Origin of the sequence: Paracoccus yibinensis (assembly GCF_030846195.1) — a bacterium.
Classification (GTDB): domain Bacteria; phylum Pseudomonadota; class Alphaproteobacteria; order Rhodobacterales; family Rhodobacteraceae; genus Paracoccus; species Paracoccus yibinensis.
The window spans coordinates 610,029-626,680 of record NZ_JAVCWH010000001.1 but is presented as its reverse complement, the minus strand read 5'-3'; the positions used below and the strand labels follow the sequence as shown (position 1 = coordinate 626,680).

The window sequence follows — 16,652 nt, the reverse complement described above, 5'->3', positions numbered from 1 at the left end:
GCAAAGACGTTTTGCACTTTTGCAAAGGGCAGGACATGGAGTGGGACGACCTGCGCATCTTCCTGGCGGTGTCGCGGACCGAAAGCCTGTCGGGGGCGGGACGCAGGCTGGGCATGGACGCATCCACCATTGGCCGCCGTATCGCGCGGCTGGAACGGGCGGTGGGCGCGGCGCTGTTTGCCAAGACGCCGCAGGGCTATGTCCTGACGGCCGAGGGCGCGCGGCTGGTCGCCCCGGCCGAGGCGGCCGAGCAGGGCGCCAATGCCGCGGCCGAGGCGGTGCGGCACGAGGCCGGGCTGACCGGCCAGTTGCGCATCGGCGCGCCGGACGGCTGCGCGAACTATCTGCTGCCCCAGGTCGCGCGCAACATGTGCGCCGCCCATCCGGGGCTGGAAATCCAGATCGTCGCCTTGCCGCGCGTGGTGAACCTGACCAAGCGCGAGGCCGATATGGCGGTGGCCGTGTCCCCGCCCGATACGGGGCGGCTGACCGTGCAGCGGCTGACCGATTACCACCTGCATCTAGCCGCGCATGAGGATTACCTGCGCACGGCCCCGCCAATCCGGGATCTGGCCGACCTGCGCCAGCACCGGATGATCGGCTATATCCCCGACATGATCTTCGACCGGGAGCTGGACTACCTGTCCGAAACCGGGGTGCAGTCGGCGGCGATCACCTCGAACTCGGTTTCGGTGCAGATGCAGGCGATCCGGGCGGGGGCGGGGGTGGGGATCGTGCATGACTTCGCCATCCCCTTCGCGCCGGGCGTGCAACTGGTCCTGCCCGACCGCATCGCGTTGAAGCGCAGCTTCTGGCTGATCCGCCACGCGGACGACCGCGCATCCCGCCGCTTGTCGCTGCTGGCCGATCTGCTGGCGCAGGGGTTGCGGGCCGAGGTCGCGCGGCTGGAAGCCCTGCTTGCCGCGCCAAGCCTTGGTCGCACTTGACGGATCACGATTCGGGGAAAAGGATGGGCTTCAGCGATACTGCCAACGGAGGATGCCTCATGCTCGTCAACCAGTTGCTTTCGATGAAATCCACATCCGGCAAGCCGGGGATCGAGGCGCAGACGATCCTGACCATCCGCCCCGACGCGACCCTGGCCGATGCCGTGAAGATGCTGGCCGAAAAGCGCATCGGCGCCGTGGTGGTGTCGGACGACGGAAAGAAGCCGCAGGGGATCCTCTCGGAACGCGACATCGTGCGCCAACTGGGCAAGAACGGCCCCGAGGTGCTGTCCACCCTGATCCGCGACGTGATGACCCGTGACCCGCAGACCTGCGCCATGGGCGACGACGCGCTGGTGATCCTGGAACGCATGACGCAGGGCCGGTTCCGTCACCTGCCGGTCGTGGATGGCGACGGCAACATGCTGGGCGTCGTGTCCATCGGCGATGCGGTCAGCGGCAGGCTCAAGGAACTGGCGGCTGAGAAGGAGGCGCTGACCGGCATGATCATGGGCGCCTGATCCGGCGGCCAACCGCTTGCAAACCGAACGGGAATCGGCTTTCCCTGCGGGGCAGGCAAGCATAAGGGCGCCCATCCATGCGCATCGGTCTTTATCCCGGCACCTTCGATCCGATCACGCTGGGCCATGTCGACATCATCCAGCGTGCGATGGCCCTGGTTGATCGTCTTGTCATCGGCGTCGCCATCAACCGCGACAAGTCGCCCCTGTTCGGGCTTGAGGAACGGGTGGCCATGGTCCGGGCCGAATGCGACCAGATCGCAGGCCGCACCGGGGGCGAGATCGTCGTCCACCCGTTCGAGAACCTGCTGATCGACTGCGCCCGCGACGTGGGCGCGCAGGTGATCGTGCGCGGGCTGCGCGCCGTCGCCGATTTCGAATACGAATTCCAGATGGTCGGCATGAACCGCGCCCTTGATGCCAGCATCGAGACGGTCTTCATGATGGCCGACGCCCGCCGCCAGGCCATTGCCTCGAAGCTGGTCAAGGAAATCGCCCGCCTGGGTGGCGACGTGTCGAAATTCGTGACGCCCCCGGTGGCCGAGGCCCTGGTCAACCGATATCGCGGTTAAGGCTTGCGACATTTCGCCGCGCTGCTAGCATCATCTCCGAACGCGCGCCCAGTCTTGATACCGGAGGGATTCCTTGCCCCGATCCGACCTGCCCGCGCGCGATCACCACGGCCTGCCCGATGAAATTCCCGATCCCCGCCATATTGCCCTGTCGGACCTGTCACAGGCCCTGACCCTGGGCTGGCGCGACTTTCGCCGCGCGCCGGTCTTCGGGCTGATGTTCTCGGCCTTCTATGTCCTTGGCGGCTGGGCCTTGGCCTCGGTCGCCTTCGCGTCGGGCGAGGAGTGGTGGCTGATCCCCTTCATCCTGGGCTTTCCGCTGATCGCCCCCTTCGCCGCCACCGGCCTTTACGAGGTCAGCCGCCGGATCGAGGCGGGCGAGCCCCTGGATACCGCCCGCATCCTGCGCGTCGTCTTCGAACAGCGCCAGCGCCAGATCCCGTCGATGGCGATGGTCATCCTGCTGCTGTTCATGTTCTGGGTCTTCGTGGCCCATACTGTCTTTGCGCTGTTCATGGGCGTCTCGGCGCTGACCAACATCACCTCCTCGCCCGAGGTTCTGTTTCAGGGCAGGGGGCTGGTGATGCTGGTGCTGGGCACGATCATCGGCGGCGGCTTTGCCGTCGTGCTGTTCAGCTTTACCGTCGTCGGCCTGCCCCTGCTGATGGAGCGGGAGGTCGATTTCATCACCGCCATCATCACTTCATGCCGCGCGGTGGCGGAAAACCCGGGGGTGATGGCGGTCTGGGCAGCGATGATCGCGATCTGGCTGTTCCTGGCGATCCTGCCAGGATTTCTGGGACTGCTGGTCGTGCTGCCGGTGCTGGGGCACGCAAGCTGGCATGTCTATCGCCGGGTGCTGGCGGGTTAGACAGGATCGACATTTGGTTCAGCGTTCCGTCTTCACTAGCGAAGGCCATCGCCTTCGCCACGCGTTGCGGGTGCCGCAAATGCTGCCGGGCTTCAAAAAGCCCGGCCAGCGCCCGCCCGGCCCCCGGCGGGCGCCGGCCTACCCGGATCGCGGGATGGCAATGTTTCTGATGGCACCATCGCACAAAGGGCGGGGGAAACGCTCGTCGCGTTTCCTGGTCCCGCCTGCGATGGGGGTTCTCTAACCCCGCCCGATGAAGGGCATGTTGGTCGCCATCACGGTCATGAACTGCACGTTCGCGCCCGCGGGCAGGCATGCCATGTGCAGCACCGCATCGGCTACGACCGCGACATCCATCAGCGGCTCAGTGCCCGGCCCACCGGTGCTGACCTGCATCAAAAGGTCCGTCGCGGCATTGCCGATGTCGATCTGGCCGCAGGCGATGTCGAAGGGCCGCCCGTCCAGCGACAGGGACTTTGTCAGCCCCGTGACCGCGTGCTTCGAGGTCGTATAGGCGACGGATCCGGCGCGCGGCGAATGGGCCGCGATGGAGCCGTTGTTGATGATCCGCCCGCCCTGCGGGTTCTGTGCGCGCATCAGACGGAATGCCGCACGCGCGCACAGGAACATGCCCGTCACATTGGTGGCGATCACGTCGCGAAAGGTGCCGGCGTCCATCTGGTCCGGCGTGGCGGGGTCCGCTCCGCGCCCGGCGTTGTTGAACAGCACGTCAAGGCGGCCCCATTCGGCATGGGCGCGGTCGAAGGCGCCGTCCACGGCATCCTCGTCGGTCACGTTGCAGGGCAGAATCAGCGCGGGGGCACCGCCCGCCGTGGCAATCAAGGCGTCCGCCCTGCGTCCCAGCAGCGCGACCCGCCATCCGGCCGTCAGAAAGCGCTGCGCGGTGGCCCGCCCGATGCCGCTGCCTGCACCCGTGATGATGATGGATCGCGCCTGTCCCATGTCAGACCACCTTTTGCCGCTGCTGCCCCAGACCATCGATGCCAAGGCGCATGACCTGGCCCCGCCGCAGATAGACGGGCGGCTTCTGCCCCATGCCGACGCCGGGCGGCGTGCCGGTGGCGATCACGTCGCCCGGATGCAGCGTCGTGAACCGAGAGATATAGGACACGATTTCCGGGGGCCCGAACACCATCGTCTCGGTGGTGCCGTCCTGGAAGCGGTGGCCATCCACCTCCAGCCAGAGGCGCAGCGTGCGCGGGTCGGGAATTTCGTCCACTGTCACTAGCCAGGGACCGATGGGTCCGAAGCCGTCATGGCCCTTGCCCTTGTCCCAGGTGCCGCCGCGCCGCAACTGCCAGTCGCGTTCGCTGATGTCGTTGATCACGCAGTATCCGGCGATATGATCCGTCGCCTGCTCGGTTGCGATATGGCTGCCGCCGTCGCCGATGACGATGCCCAGTTCGGCCTCCCAGTCGGTCGTGGCCGAATCCGGGGGAAGAGCCAGGTCGTCGTCCGGTCCCGCGATGCAGCTTGTCCACTTGGTGAACAGGATCGGCTCGGTCGGGACATCCATCCCGGCCTCGGCGGCATGATCGGCATAGTTCAGGCCCACCGCCAGGAACTTGCCCACCTGGCCCACGCAGGCGCCAAGGCGCAGATCATGCTGGGGGCTGCCCGCGACCAGCGGCAGCGTGCCCGGATCCAGGGCGCGAAGCGCATCCAGGCCCTGGCGCGTCAGGCAGTCGCCCGCAATATCCGCGACATGCGCCGACAGGTCGCGAACCTGCCCGTCATTGTCCAGAAGCCCCGGCTTCTCCGCGCCCTTTGCGCCATATCTGACGAGTTTCATGTATTCTCCCATGCGTTGCCTGGCAAAGCCTAGCCCAAGTGGCGCCGCCCGATTTCCCTTGATTGCCAGATGCTTTATGCGGCAGCGGGCGAAAGTCGGCACGGAAAAAAGGCCCGCACTGGGGCGGGCCTTCATGTCGAAGCGGGATGTCTATTCCGATGCCGGGGGCGCCAGCTTCTTCGTGGGTCCGTTGGCGATCGGATCTTCCTGCCGCTGGACCGAACCTTCGAAATGCGCGCCGGATTCGATCGCGATGGTCTTGTGGATGATGTCGCCTTCCACCCGCGCGGATGCCGACAGGCGCACCTTCAGGCCGCGGACGCGGCCCACCACGCGGCCGTTCACCACCACCTCGTCGCCCACGATCTCGCCCCGGATGGTGGCGCTTTCGCCGATCACCAGTTGATGCGCGCGGATGTCGCCCTCGACCGTGCCCTCGATCTGGATGTCGCCTTCGGTGCGGATGTTTCCCACCACGGTCAGATCCGAAGACAGGACCGAGGGCGAGGCCTTGCGGGCAGGTGCTGCAACCGGGGCTTCGCTCCGCTCGGGCAAGGGGGCCTGATAGGATTCGGGTGCGGGGGTGCCTGGTGTCTGGGGTTTTTCGGTCACTCGGGTCTTACTGAACATTGCTCGCAGCCTTGATGAAGCTCATCGGGTCAACGGCCCGACCGTTCATGCGCACTTCATAGTGCAGGTGCGGCCCGGTCGAGCGTCCTGTGTTGCCCATATCACCGATCAGCTCGCCTTGCGACACCCTTTGGCCGGTCTTCACGCGAATCCGGGACAGGTGGCCATAACGGGTTTCGACCCCCAGTTCGTGTTCGATCTTGATCAGGTTGCCATAGGCGCCCTGCCGGCCGGCATAGGTCACGATCCCGTCGCCCGTGGCATGGATCGGCGTGCCCACCGGGGCTGCCATGTCGATTCCTTCATGCGCGCGCCCCCAGCGGCGCCCGAAGCCCGAGGTATATCGGAACGAGTTCTTGACCGGCATGGCCAGCGGCAGCTTTTCCATGGCGATGCGATAGGTGTTCATCTGGTCCAGCGTGACGATGATCTGGTTCGCCTTCGCTTCACTGTTGGTCAGCGCCGCGTCGCCGCGGGTGGAACGGCCCATCGGCGTCAGCGGGCCACCCTCGCCGGAATAACCCTCGCGGATGGTTTCCAGCACATCCTCGGGGTCCATGCCGACGGACCGGAACACATCGTCCAGCGGCTCGACCGAGATGGTCACGGCGCTTTCCAGCTGGGTCAGGATTTCATCGTTGCGGGCCAGGATTTCCTCGCGCTCCAAGGACAGTTCCTCGACCGTCCGGCGGGCTGCCTCGGCCTCTTGCAGGGCGGTGGCGCGTTCGTCGGCGGCCTGGCGCAGTTCGCCGGTCACGATGTCCAGGGCAGCCGTGACTTCCTCGGGGTGGGCGGCGTCGGGCTGGGCATCCGTGGCCTCGGCCATGGCGCGGGCGCTGTCGCGTTCGCCGATCGCGTCACGCAGGGTCGATTGGACGATGTCAAGCCCGGCTTCCAACTCGCGGCGCTGTTCCTCGGATTCCAGCAGCTGGGACTGCATCTGCGAGACCTGATCCAGGGCGGCGGCAAAGCGGTTCTGGGCGGCAAGCGCCTCGGCCGCGCGGGCGTCGCGTTCCTGGGACAGTTCGGCCAGCCGCTCCTCGAACGCGGCCTGGGTGATGACGATGGTGTCGCGCGACGAGCCGGCGCTGATCGCGTCGATGGCCAGGACCGAACTTGCCACCAGCGTCCAGCCGAAGGCCAGCGTGATGCCGCTGATCGCAACCAGCTGCGTCAGCGGGCGCAGGCGAACAAACCGCGTATCGTCATCGGATCGCAGGAACAGGCGCTTTTCGGGCAGGACGCGTTCCAGCGAGGCGTTGAGGCGGTTCGTCACGTTTGGCAAGTCATGTCCCCCGACGGCATGCCCGATCTTGTTCAGGCGATCTGGTTCCAGTTGCAGCGGGTAAAGCCCATGTGTGCCTTCCTGGCAACATTGGTGACGAACTCGGTTCCGCCGATGCGCGGAACATCGCCCCTTCGGGCGAAAATCCGCCGAACCACACAAGATATAGCTTCTAACCCTAGGAAATTTCATAAGGTAGTGGTCCGTTGCGATCCCCCGGAATGCGCAACGGGCGATCGATCGGCGGCACCGAGCGCTGATGGCAGTCGGGGCGCGGACAGATCCGGCAGGAAATCCCGATGGGTTCGAAGGCCCGCGGCTTAGTCAGATCCAGTCCGTCGGCATAGACGACGCTGCCCGCATGGGCCACTTCGCAACCCAGGCCGATGGCAAAGCGGCGGACCGGCGCGTTGAAGGCACCCGCGTGCTTCGACACGTCGCGCGACATCAGCAGATAGCGCACCCCGTCCGGCGTTTCCGCCAGTTGGCGCAGAAAGCGGCCCGGCTGCTCGAAGGCCTGGTGGACGTTCCACAAGGGGCAGGCGCCGCCGAAGCGGGCGAATTGCAGCCGCGTGGCGGAATGGCGCTTGGTGATGGTGCCGGCCTGATCGACGCGCACGAAGAAGAAGGGCACGCCCTTGGCCCCCGGCCGTTGCAGGGTGGACAGCCGATGCGCCACCTGTTCCAGCGAGGCGCCGAACAGATGCGCCAGCCGTTCCAGGTCGTGCCGTTCCGCCTGCGCGGCGGACAGGAAGGCGCGATAGGGCATCAGCGCCGCGCCTGCGAAATAATTGGCAAGACCCACCCGCGCCACGTCCCGGGCGGTCTGGCTGCGGAAACGGGCCAGATCCAGCGTCGCCTCCAACAGGTCGGCCTGCCGTTCCAGGGCGACCAGGTGCAGCAACTGGAACAACTGCGTCGGCCGTTCGGCGGCGGCATTCACATGGATCTCGGATCCCGAGCGGCGGAACACGGCGTTGGCGGGCAGTTCGGCGCGCGTCACGCGGATGCCGCGCTGCGCCAGCGCCGCCACGCCTGCATCCCACGGGTCCAGCCGCTGTCCCGTCGGGCAGGCAAAGCGTTCCGCCGCGCGGTCCACCGCGTCGATGTAGTTGTCGCAGTAATGGAAGAAGTCGCGCACCTCCTCCCATGGGGTGGAGAGGGCGTTCTGTCCCGATGCGCCGATCGCCTCGTCCAATGCGGCAAGGCGTTCCTGGCCCTGCCGGTGGGCGCGGTACAGATCCAGGAAGGCGCGGGCCAGCACCGGCGCATTGGTGGCGGCAAGGCGCAGGTCGGCCAGGGGCGGCACGGCGTCGAACAGGGGATCGGCCAGGGCTTCCTGCATGTCGATCACCATGCGTTCGGCGTCGCCCGCCGCCAGCGTGGACAGGTCCACCCCGAATTCCTGGGCCAGCCGCAGCAGCACGCCCACCGAGATCGGGCGGTGGTTGTTTTCCATCTGCGACAGATAGGGCAGCGAGACCCCCAGCCGGTCGGCGAACCGCTTCTGGGTCAGCCCGCTGCGCGCCCGCGTTTCGCGCAAGGATGTGCCTGCATAGATCTTCTGCGTGGCCATGATGTCCCCCCACCTTTGCAAAAGCCGCATTAGCGTTTGCAAAGCGGCCAGAGCAAGGCCTGCAATGGTCGGAAAGGGAAGGGCGCGAGTCAGGATCATGGGGGGATCATCGCGCAAACATCCTAAGATATCGTTGCGGCTTGCAAAGGCAGGCAGGGGCGGGCTTCATTGCGTCATGAAGCAGCGCAGCGGCAGCCGCATCCTGACCGGAACCCGCATCCGCGAACGCCGCCTGGCGCTGTCGCGGCGGCAGGCGGATGTCGCGCGGGCGGCAGGGATTTCGGCCGCCTATCTGAACCTGATCGAACACAACCGCCGTCCGGTGGGCGACCACCTGGTCCTGCGCCTTGCGGCCGCGCTGGAGGTATCGGCCGCGGAACTGGCCGAAGGCCGCGAGGAGGCCCAGATCGCCGCCCTGCGCGAGGCTGCCGTGCGCCTGCCCGACGACGTGGCCCCGGAACTGGACCAGGCGCCGGAACTGCTGGCACGCTTTCCCGGCTGGGCCGCAGCCCTGATCGCCACCGCGCGGCGGGCCGATGCGCTGGAACGCCAGCTTGTCACCCTGTCGGACCGGATGCGGCAGGATCCCTATCTGCTGACCACGCTGCACGAGGTTCTGTCTGCCGTCACCTCGGTCCGGTCCACGGCGTCGATCCTGGCCGAGGGGGGCGAGATCCCGCCCGACTGGCGGCAGCGGTTCCACGCCAATCTGGATGCTGACAGCCTGCGCCTGTCGAACACGGCGCAGGCGCTTGTGGCCTATCTGGACAGCTTCGACACCCAGGACGCGATCTTCACCCCGCAGGAGGAGGTCGAGGCCTGGCTGGCCGCCGGCGCGCCCCCGGTCGAAGAGGCGGGCGACCTTGCCTCGGACGCCGCGCGCGCCCTGGCCCGCGTCCATCTGCGGCGGATGGAGGATGAGCGCGCGGCCTTGCCCGACGCCGCCCTGGCGGTGGCGGCCGAGGATTCCGATCCGCTGCGCATGGCGGCGCGGCTGCGCCAACCGCTGGATCTGGTCATGCGGCGGCTGGCGGTGCTGAAGCCCGCAGGCTTCGACTCCGCGGGCCTGCTGGTCTGCGACGGGTCCGGCGCGCTGATCCTGCGCCGTCCCGCTCCGGGCTTTCCCTTGCCCCGTCCGGGCGACGCCTGCCCCCTGTGGCCGCTGTTCCAGGCACTTGCCGCCCCCCAGACCGCCATCGCCCGACTGGTCGAGGCGCCCTCAGGCCGACGCTTCCGCACCCTGAGCCTGGCTACCCGCCTTCAGCCCATGGGCACGGACGGCCCGGTCCTGACCCAGGCGCAGATGCTGATCCTGCCCGAGGAGCCTGGATCCCCCGGCAGTCCGGATCTTCTGATCGGTCCCGCCTGCCGGATCTGCCCGCGCGCGAATTGCGTGGCGCGGCGCGAACCGTCGATCCTGGCCACCGTCTGAAGACAGGCTTTGACAGCCCTGACCTTGGCGTCACATTATGTGCTGAAACGCCAGAGTGAGGGGGCCTTGGCGCGATGCTCGACATCCTGATGATCGAGGATGAACCCAACATCGCCGAGGCGGTGCGCTTTATCCTGACCCGCGAAGGCTGGCAGGTGGGGTTGCATTCCGACGGCCTGGGCGGGATCGAGGCGATCCGGGGCACGAAGCCCCGGCTGGTGATCCTGGATGTGATGCTGCCGCATAGGTCGGGAACGGAAATTCTTGCGGAACTGCGCGGCGATCACGATCCAGGCCTGGCCGCGACGCCGGTGCTGATGCTGACCGCGCGGGGGCAGGCCTCGCTGCACCTGCCGCAGGCGGATGCGGTTCTGGCCAAGCCCTTTGCCAATGACGACCTGCGCGCCATGGTGCGCCGGATGCTGAACTGAGCCATGCCGGACCAGCCGCTGTTTCTTGAACGCGCCTCGTTCCGCCGCAGGCGGCTGGGCGATGCGGCCCGCGTCCTGCCGGTGCTGGCGGCCTGCCTGATCCTGGTGCCGGTCTGGTGGATGCCTGCCCAGGTCAGCTTCGCCTGGGGCGCGGTCTGGCTGTTCGGCACCTGGGCCGTGCTGATCGCCGCCATCTGGGCGCTTCACCGTGCGCTGCATCGGGCCGACGCCGCGACCCTGCGCGCCCGCCGCGACATCGCCCAGGACCACGACCATGCCCTTTGAGGCGCTTGTCGCGGGCTGTCTGGCCTATGTCGCGCTGATGTTCGGCGTGGCCTTCGCCGCCGATCGCGCCGCCGCGCGGGGCAGGGTGCGGTGGCTTGACCATCCGGCGGTCTATACGCTGTCGCTGTCGGTCTATTGCTCGGCCTGGACCTTTTACGGAGCGGTCGGTTACGCCAGCCGGTCGGGGCTGGAATTCGCGACAATCTATCTAGGGCCGACGATCGTGTTCACGGGCGCTTGGTGGGGACTGCGGCGGCTGGTGCGGGTCGCGCGGATGCACCACGTCACCTCGATCGCCGACCTCATTTCGGCGCGGTTCGGCAAGTCGAATCGCCTGGCGGCCTTCGTCACGCTGATCGCGGTGATTGCCGCCACCCCCTATGTCGCGCTGCAGCTGCAATCGGTCAGCCTGTCCTTCGATGTCTTCGCCACCGACAGCCTGACCGACATTCCCATGGCGGGTGGCGGCGGCACGGCGCTGTGGGTGGCGGGCGGCCTTGCGCTGTTCACCATCCTGTTCGGCACGCGCAACCTGGCCGCGGACGAACGCCACCACGGGGTGGTGACCGCCATCGCGCTGGAAGCCATCGTCAAGCTGATGGCCTTTCTGGCGCTTGGCGTGTTTGTCGTCTGGGGACTGGCCGACGGCCCGGCAGACATGCTGGCCCGCATTGCAGAACGCGCGGGCGATCCCGGCTGGATTCTGAAACCCGACCGCTGGACCGCGCTGTTGTTCGTGTCGGGCGCGGCGATCGTCGCCCTGCCGCGCATGTTCCAGGTGCTGGTGGTCGAGGCCGCGGACGAGGATCGCCTGTCCACCGCAGGCTGGGCCTTCCCGGCCTATCTGTTCGCCATGTCTTTGTTCGTGCTGCCCATCGCGGTGATGGGGCAGGAGCTGCTGCCGGTTGATGCGAACCCGGATTTGTACGTGCTGACCCTGCCTGCCCAATCCGGCCAGAATTGGCTGGCCTTCCTGGTCTTCCTGGGCGGCTTCTCGGCGGCGACGTCAATGGTCGTGGTCTGCACCATCGCGCTTGCCACGATGATCTCGAACCACTGGCTGATGCCGCTGTGGCTGATGCTGCGCCGCAAGCCGCAGGGGGACGACCCCGAGGACCTGCGCGGTTTCGTCCTGAACGCCCGGCGTCTGGCGATCCTGGCGGTGATGGCGGTGGGCTGGCTTTACTATCAGGCCACGGGCGGCACCACCGCGCTGGCGGCGATGGGGCTGGTGGCCTTCACCGGCATGGCGCAGGTGCTGCCCGCAATGATCGGCGGGCTGCTGTGGCGCGGCGCCAACCGGCGGGGTGCCTTTGGCGGCGTGGGCCTGGGCTTTGCGCTGTGGCTGGCCACGATCTTCCTGCCCTCGGTCGGGATCGGCAGCCCGCTGCCCGTGCCGCCCGGCGTCGATCCGCTGGCCTTCGCGATCTTCCTGTCGCTGACGGTCAACACCCTGGCCTTCATCGGCCTGTCGATTTTCGGGATGCCCGACCCGGTCGAGCGTCTGCAGGGCCTGTCCTTCGTCAGCGCCGTCGATCCCGTCCGCCACAGCCGCGTCGCGCGCGGGTCTGATCAGGTGGAACCCCTTCTGGTCATGGCGCGCCGCGTCTGGGGGGCCGAGGATGCCCTGCGCTTTTTCCAGTCCGAGGCCGCGTTCCAGGGCAAATCGGGCTATCTGCCCGACCTGACGCCGCGTTTTCTGACGCGGCTGGAACGGCGGCTGGCAGGGTCCATCGGGGCCGCCACGGCCCATGCGATGATCGACAGCGTGGCGGGCGGGTCCGAACTGACCGTATCGGACCTGATGCAGGTCGCGACCGAGGCGCAGCGCGCCAAGGAGGAAACGCAGCGCCTGGAAAATGCGACAACCGAACTGGCCCGCACCGCGCGCCAGTTGCAGGAGGCGAATGACAAGCTGACCGCCCTGTCCGTGCAGAAGGATGCCTTCCTGGGCCAGATCAGCCACGAACTGCGCACGCCCATGACCTCGGTCAGGGCTTTTTCCGAAATCCTGCGCACCCCTGACCTGTCGGATGCGGACCGGGACCGCTTTGCCAAGATCATCTATGACGAAGCCGGACGCCTGACGCGCCTGCTGGACGATCTGCTGGATCTGTCGGTCCTGGAAAGCGGCCAGGCGCAGCTTTCGATCACGCCCGCCAACCTGCATGACCTGATCGAACGCGCGCTGTCGGCCGCATCGGCGACCCGCCCCGAACGCGTCTTCCGGGTCGAGCGGGAACCGCTGGCCGAATATGTGGGCATCATCACCGATGCCGACCGGCTGTTGCAGGTCCTGATCAACGTCATCACGAACGCCCGCAAGTATTGCGACGCCGAACCCCCGATCCTGTCGATCCGCGTCCGCCGGACCCTGCGGGGCGGGGCGCAGATCGACATCATCGACAACGGCTCGGGGATCGAGACCGCGCGCCAGTCGCTGATCTTCGAGAAATTCGCCCGCCTGAACGATCCGGCACGGGCCGGGGGGGCAGGCCTGGGCCTGGCGATCTGCAAGGAAATCATGGCCAATCTGGGCGGGGAAATCACCTATCTGCCAGGTCAGGGGGGTGCGGCTTTCCGCATCCTGCTGCCCCGTCGGCCTCCGGTGCCGGTCAATGCAGGATTGCGGCGCGCTTAAACCTTTCTCAACCGCTTCTTGCCAGAGTGCGGATCAGTGAATGCGATTCGGGATGGTCATGGCACAATCTGGTCAGGCAGAACTGTTGAAGACTCTGCTTCGGGTGCGCGGCCGCGGCGCGGACAATCCTGCCCGTCTTCCGCAGCCGCAGCCCCTGTCGCCTGCCCGCGCAGCCGCCAATGCCGTGGGCCGCGCGGCCGAACGGCTGTATCGGCTGCCCGTCCTTCCGGTCGATATCACGTCTGGCGCGGCGACCTTGGCGGAATTGCCCGAATTGCTGCCGGATCAATCGCTGCTGATCGTCCTGCAAGGGCCGGGCGACCAGATCGGCGTGATGGCCCTGGGGTTTGAAACGGTAACGGCCCTGATCGAGGTTCAGGCCCTGGGCCGCGTCACCGCCCGGCCCGCCGAACGGCGCAGGCTGACCCGAAGCGACGCCGCGATCTGCGTCGATTTCGTGAACGCCCTCATGTCCGAACTGGGGACCGAGATGGAGCAGGTCGAGGGGTTCGGACCGATCCAGGGCTATCGCTATGCCACCTATCTGGACGATCCTCGTCCGCTGATCCTCATGCTTGAGGATCGGCCCTATCGCAGCCTCAGCTTCGACCTCCGCCTGGGTGGCGGGGAAAGCCGCAACGGAACGATCCTGATCGCAGTGCCGCACAAGGCCGATCTTCGTCCGGCGCCGGTGCATCGATCCGCAGTCACCCAGGCCCCGGTGCCGCCCCCATCGCAGGCCACGCTGGCCAACGCCATGGCCACCGCCCCGGTCGAGGTGGTGGGCGTCCTGTGCCGCCGCACCATGACCCTGGGGGAATTGCGCGCCCTGGTTCCCGGCAAGCTGCTTGCCCTGCCGCGTGTCACCCTGGCCGAGGCGCGGCTGGAAACCCGCGATGGCCAGCTGCTTGCCACCGGCAAGCTGGGCGAGGCCGAAGGCTGTCACGCCCTGCGCCTTCACGATCCCGCCCGGAAGGCGGCGGGTCCGCAGCTTGGCCCGATCGACCCGCCCGCCACGATGCTTCCCCCGGATCTGGGCGAGGCTGACCCGTTCCGCGCCCGACTGACCCCGGAAACAGAGACTGGCGCCGGCGTGACGCAACAAGCGCTGGGGGCGTGAATCGCGCTTTACACTTGAATTCCGGGCGTTCCGGTCGCATTTAACCCCCGTCCCGAATCAGGCGGGGCGATCATTATGGAGTGACCATGGCCAAGGAAGAAATGCTCGAATTCCCCGGCGTCGTGAAGGAACTCCTGCCGAATGCGACGTTCAGGGTCGAGCTGGAAAACGGCCATGAGATCATCGCGCATATGGCAGGCAAGATGCGCAAGAACCGCATCCGCGTCCTTGCCGGCGACAAGGTGCAGGTGGAAATGAACACCTATGACCTGTCCAAGGGACGGATCAATTACCGCTTCAAGTGATGCGGCTTTTCGATACGGCGCCGCGATGACCACGCCCCCTGCGGCCGTGGAACGCCCGCGCCTGATCCTCGGCTCGGCCAGCCCGCGAAGGCTGGATCTTCTGGCCCAGATCGGCATCGTGCCCGATCAGATCCGCCATGCCGATATCGACGAAGCGCCGCTGAAGGGTGAATTGCCGCATCATTACGTTCGGCGGATCGCGCGTGAAAAGGCTTTGGCGCTGCATCCCGGCCTGAACGATGTGCTGCTTTGCGCAGATACCACGGTGGCGGTCGGCCGCCGGATCCTGGGCAAGCCCGTCTCGCGCGCAGAGGCTGCCGATTTCATGCGCCTGATGTCCGGTCGCCGCCACCGTGTTCTGACGGCCATCGTTATCCGCCACGGCGACAGGCTGCGCGATCGGCTGGTCGAGACGACCGTGCGGATGCGACCCATCACCGCCGCCGAACTGGACGCCTATCTCGATGTGGGCGATTGGGAAGGCAAGGCGGGCGGCTATGCCATCCAAGGTGCTGCGGCGGCGTTCATTCCCTGGATCCAGGGGTCGTTTTCATCCGTCGTCGGACTGCCGCTGGCCGAGACCGCCGCCATGCTGACAAGCTGCGGCATAACCAGGAAGGAAGCCCGGTCATGAAGGGACGCCAGGTCGTTCTGGGCGATTTGTTCGGCGCCGAGGCCGCCGCCTTGATGGAGGACGGCCGGCTGATCGACCTTCTGGTCGATGCCAAGGACCTGGCGCCCCTGGTGCCGGGGGACATCTGCCGCGGCGTGGTAGAGCGGCTGATGAAGGGGCAGGGCGGCGTTTTCCTGCGCCTGCCCGACGGACAGCGCGGCTATCTGCGCGACCGGTCCGGCCTGACCGAGGGACAGGCGTTGCTGGTCCAGGTCACGGGCGTCGCCGACGACGGCAAGGCCATTCCGCTGACCTCGCGCATCCTGTTCCGGGGCCGTCATGTCTTGGTGACGCCGGGGGCGCCGGGGATCAACGTCTCTCGCCGCATCCGGGACGAGGAAATGCGCGCGGACCTGACCGCCCTCGGCACGGCGGCCAGCCCCCCGGAAGGCACCGGCATCATCTTCCGCAGCCTGTGCGATTCAGCCCATCCCGACGACATTGCCGCGGAATTGGAAAGCCTTCTGGATCTGGCAGGCAAGGTCATCGCGGAACAGGGGGGATCGCCCGAGTTGCTGCTGGGCGCGGCTTCCCCGCATGAGCAGGCCTGGATGGAATGGGCCGATCCCGAACCCGACGCGATCGAGGAAGGCGAGGACAGCTTTGCCCGCTGCGGCGTGCTCGAGGCGGTCGATGCCTTGCTGACGCCTGCTGTGGCGCTGCCCGGCGGCGCCCATGCGGTGATCGAGCCGACGCGCGCCCTGGTCGCCATCGACGTGAATACCGGCCAGGACGGCAGCCCCGCCGCCGCGCTCAAGGCCAACATCGCGCTTGCCCGCGACTTGCCGCGCCAGTTGCGCCTGCGCGGACTGGGAGGGCAGGTGGTTGTCGATTTCGCACCGGTCCCGAAGCGCGACCGCGCCACGCTGGACCAGGTGCTGCGCGCCGCATTCAAGGGCGAAAGCGCCGAGACATCGCTGATCGGCTGGACCACCATGGGTCTTTACGAAATCAACCGCAAACGCGACCGCATCCCCCTGCACCGTTTGGCCCAGGGGGCAGACTGATGGCCTGCCCGATCTGCAACAAGCCGGGGATGGAGGCTTATCGGCCGTTCTGTTCGAAACGCTGCGCCGACATCGACCTGGGCCGCTGGCTGCGCGGCGATTACGTGATCCCCGGCGTTCCCCAGGATGACCTGTCTTCGGACATGAGCGAGGAAGGCGAAAAAAACAGTGGCGAGGGACTGGACAGTCGCCGCAAGCGCCCGTAAACACCGCCTGACGGTGCCAGGTTGCCCGGATAGCTCAGTTGGTAGAGCAGCGGATTGAAAATCCGCGTGTCGGCGGTTCAAATCCGTCTCCGGGCACCATAAACTTAGCGAACCTCCTGCCTTGGGTTTGACACTTTTGCGGGAAAGGTTTGACAACCTGCGTTCGCCGTTCGATCTTTGTGTGGCAGCGCACCAGCTTTGGCAGTGACGTGCACTATGTGGCAGCGCACTAGCTTCTGGACGAAAAAATTTCGTCAGTTTCGCGCGAGCAGCTGAGTTCCTGACAGCTGGAGGGGCGCCTTCGCGGTGATGCGAGGGCGCCGCCGGTTTTAGGCCG

The 16,652-nt window shown here is 67.0% G+C and carries 18 protein-coding genes and 1 tRNA gene; 14 read left to right on the top strand and 5 right to left on the bottom strand.

All coding sequences use genetic code 11. The features are described from left to right. Window positions 1-35: 35 nt before the first annotated feature. The 4 genes from RAH32_RS03145 to RAH32_RS03130 all read left to right on the top strand — a co-directional run bounded on the left by RAH32_RS03145 (window position 36) and on the right by RAH32_RS03130 (window position 2,911). The gene (locus RAH32_RS03145; protein WP_306604979.1) at window positions 36-947 is read left to right on the top strand and encodes a LysR family transcriptional regulator; all 912 of its coding nucleotides are present in this window, start codon (window positions 36-38) and stop codon (window positions 945-947) included. Window positions 948-1,006: 59 nt separating this feature from the next. Further along, complete coding sequence (locus RAH32_RS03140) at window positions 1,007-1,468, top strand: CBS domain-containing protein (protein ID WP_306604977.1); 462 nt, start codon at window positions 1,007-1,009, stop codon at window positions 1,466-1,468. Window positions 1,469-1,545: 77 nt separating this feature from the next. Continuing rightward, window positions 1,546-2,040 carry a pantetheine-phosphate adenylyltransferase gene (coaD, locus tag RAH32_RS03135; protein ID WP_306604975.1) on the top strand — a complete coding sequence of 165 codons (495 nt, stop codon included), beginning with the start codon at window positions 1,546-1,548 and terminating at the stop codon, window positions 2,038-2,040. Between the two features lie 73 nt (window positions 2,041-2,113). Then, window positions 2,114-2,911 carry a DUF2189 domain-containing protein gene (locus tag RAH32_RS03130; protein WP_306604974.1) on the top strand — a complete coding sequence of 266 codons (798 nt, stop codon included), beginning with the start codon at window positions 2,114-2,116 and terminating at the stop codon, window positions 2,909-2,911. 240 nt (window positions 2,912-3,151) lie between these two features. Here the strand turns inward: RAH32_RS03130 and RAH32_RS03125 are convergent, their stop codons facing one another. From RAH32_RS03125 to RAH32_RS03105, 5 genes are all read right to left on the bottom strand, one after another. Further along, the gene (locus tag RAH32_RS03125; protein WP_306604971.1) at window positions 3,152-3,874 is read right to left on the bottom strand and encodes an SDR family oxidoreductase; all 723 of its coding nucleotides are present in this window, start codon (window positions 3,872-3,874) and stop codon (window positions 3,152-3,154) included. A gap of 1 nt (window position 3,875) precedes the next feature. Next, window positions 3,876-4,724: a fumarylacetoacetate hydrolase family protein gene (locus RAH32_RS03120; protein WP_306604969.1), complete on the bottom strand. Its 849-nt coding sequence runs from the start codon at window positions 4,722-4,724 to the stop codon at window positions 3,876-3,878. A gap of 150 nt (window positions 4,725-4,874) precedes the next feature. Continuing rightward, window positions 4,875-5,354, bottom strand: coding sequence for a bactofilin family protein (locus RAH32_RS03115; RefSeq protein WP_306604967.1), 480 nt, complete (start codon window positions 5,352-5,354; stop codon window positions 4,875-4,877). Continuing rightward, window positions 5,344-6,630 (bottom strand): M23 family metallopeptidase, encoded by a 1,287-nt coding sequence (locus RAH32_RS03110; RefSeq protein ID WP_306604965.1) that lies wholly within the window; start codon window positions 6,628-6,630, stop codon window positions 5,344-5,346. The genes RAH32_RS03115 and RAH32_RS03110 overlap by 11 nt, the downstream gene beginning before the upstream one ends. 187 nt (window positions 6,631-6,817) lie before the next feature. Then, window positions 6,818-8,215 (bottom strand): helix-turn-helix domain-containing protein, encoded by a 1,398-nt coding sequence (locus RAH32_RS03105; RefSeq protein WP_306604963.1) that lies wholly within the window; start codon window positions 8,213-8,215, stop codon window positions 6,818-6,820. A gap of 175 nt (window positions 8,216-8,390) precedes the next feature. Between RAH32_RS03105 and RAH32_RS03100 the strand changes: the two genes are divergently transcribed. From RAH32_RS03100 to RAH32_RS03055, 10 genes are all read left to right on the top strand, one after another. Beyond that, window positions 8,391-9,647, top strand: a complete 1,257-nt coding sequence (locus tag RAH32_RS03100; protein WP_306604961.1) for a helix-turn-helix transcriptional regulator — start codon at window positions 8,391-8,393, stop codon at window positions 9,645-9,647. Window positions 9,648-9,721: 74 nt separating this feature from the next. Beyond that, window positions 9,722-10,078: a response regulator transcription factor gene (locus RAH32_RS03095; RefSeq protein WP_306604959.1), complete on the top strand. Its 357-nt coding sequence runs from the start codon at window positions 9,722-9,724 to the stop codon at window positions 10,076-10,078. Window positions 10,079-10,081: 3 nt separating this feature from the next. Further along, window positions 10,082-10,363 (top strand): hypothetical protein, encoded by a 282-nt coding sequence (locus tag RAH32_RS03090; RefSeq protein WP_306604957.1) that lies wholly within the window; start codon window positions 10,082-10,084, stop codon window positions 10,361-10,363. Then, entirely contained in the window at window positions 10,353-13,004 is a 2,652-nt protein-coding gene (locus RAH32_RS03085; RefSeq protein WP_306604955.1) for an ATP-binding protein, read from the top strand. The genes RAH32_RS03090 and RAH32_RS03085 overlap by 11 nt, the downstream gene beginning before the upstream one ends. Before the next feature lie 85 nt (window positions 13,005-13,089). Beyond that, window positions 13,090-14,124 carry a FliM/FliN family flagellar motor C-terminal domain-containing protein gene (locus RAH32_RS03080; RefSeq protein WP_306604953.1) on the top strand — a complete coding sequence of 345 codons (1,035 nt, stop codon included), beginning with the start codon at window positions 13,090-13,092 and terminating at the stop codon, window positions 14,122-14,124. Window positions 14,125-14,210: 86 nt separating this feature from the next. Next, window positions 14,211-14,429, top strand: a complete 219-nt coding sequence (gene infA / locus RAH32_RS03075; protein WP_036636451.1) for a translation initiation factor IF-1 — start codon at window positions 14,211-14,213, stop codon at window positions 14,427-14,429. Between the two features lie 25 nt (window positions 14,430-14,454). Then, window positions 14,455-15,063: a Maf family protein gene (locus RAH32_RS03070; RefSeq protein ID WP_306604935.1), complete on the top strand. Its 609-nt coding sequence runs from the start codon at window positions 14,455-14,457 to the stop codon at window positions 15,061-15,063. After that, complete coding sequence (locus RAH32_RS03065; protein WP_306604934.1) at window positions 15,060-16,109, top strand: ribonuclease E/G; 1,050 nt, start codon at window positions 15,060-15,062, stop codon at window positions 16,107-16,109. Before RAH32_RS03070 ends, RAH32_RS03065 begins: the two co-directional genes overlap by 4 nt. Beyond that, window positions 16,109-16,315, top strand: coding sequence for a DNA gyrase inhibitor YacG (locus tag RAH32_RS03060; RefSeq protein ID WP_306604933.1), 207 nt, complete (start codon window positions 16,109-16,111; stop codon window positions 16,313-16,315). Before RAH32_RS03065 ends, RAH32_RS03060 begins: the two co-directional genes overlap by 1 nt. A gap of 23 nt (window positions 16,316-16,338) precedes the next feature. Beyond that, window positions 16,339-16,414 (top strand) — tRNA-Phe (locus tag RAH32_RS03055). Window positions 16,415-16,652: the final 238 nt, after the last annotated feature.

Coding starts and splice junctions, on each gene's coding strand:
- RAH32_RS03060 (WP_306604933.1), top strand. CDS start 16,109: ATGGCCTGCCCGATCTGCAACAAGCCGGGGATGGAGGCTTATCGGCCG.
- RAH32_RS03090 (WP_306604957.1), top strand. CDS start 10,082: ATGCCGGACCAGCCGCTGTTTCTTGAACGCGCCTCGTTCCGCCGCAGG.
- infA (WP_036636451.1), top strand. CDS start 14,211: ATGGCCAAGGAAGAAATGCTCGAATTCCCCGGCGTCGTGAAGGAACTC.
- RAH32_RS03100 (WP_306604961.1), top strand. CDS start 8,391: ATGAAGCAGCGCAGCGGCAGCCGCATCCTGACCGGAACCCGCATCCGC.
- RAH32_RS03120 (WP_306604969.1), bottom strand. CDS start 4,724: ATGAAACTCGTCAGATATGGCGCAAAGGGCGCGGAGAAGCCGGGGCTT.
- RAH32_RS03070 (WP_306604935.1), top strand. CDS start 14,455: ATGACCACGCCCCCTGCGGCCGTGGAACGCCCGCGCCTGATCCTCGGC.
- RAH32_RS03105 (WP_306604963.1), bottom strand. CDS start 8,215: ATGGCCACGCAGAAGATCTATGCAGGCACATCCTTGCGCGAAACGCGG.
- RAH32_RS03140 (WP_306604977.1), top strand. CDS start 1,007: ATGCTCGTCAACCAGTTGCTTTCGATGAAATCCACATCCGGCAAGCCG.
- RAH32_RS03065 (WP_306604934.1), top strand. CDS start 15,060: ATGAAGGGACGCCAGGTCGTTCTGGGCGATTTGTTCGGCGCCGAGGCC.
- RAH32_RS03145 (WP_306604979.1), top strand. CDS start 36: ATGGAGTGGGACGACCTGCGCATCTTCCTGGCGGTGTCGCGGACCGAA.
- RAH32_RS03085 (WP_306604955.1), top strand. CDS start 10,353: ATGCCCTTTGAGGCGCTTGTCGCGGGCTGTCTGGCCTATGTCGCGCTG.
- RAH32_RS03115 (WP_306604967.1), bottom strand. CDS start 5,354: ATGTTCAGTAAGACCCGAGTGACCGAAAAACCCCAGACACCAGGCACC.
- RAH32_RS03095 (WP_306604959.1), top strand. CDS start 9,722: ATGCTCGACATCCTGATGATCGAGGATGAACCCAACATCGCCGAGGCG.
- RAH32_RS03125 (WP_306604971.1), bottom strand. CDS start 3,874: ATGGGACAGGCGCGATCCATCATCATCACGGGTGCAGGCAGCGGCATC.
- coaD (WP_306604975.1), top strand. CDS start 1,546: ATGCGCATCGGTCTTTATCCCGGCACCTTCGATCCGATCACGCTGGGC.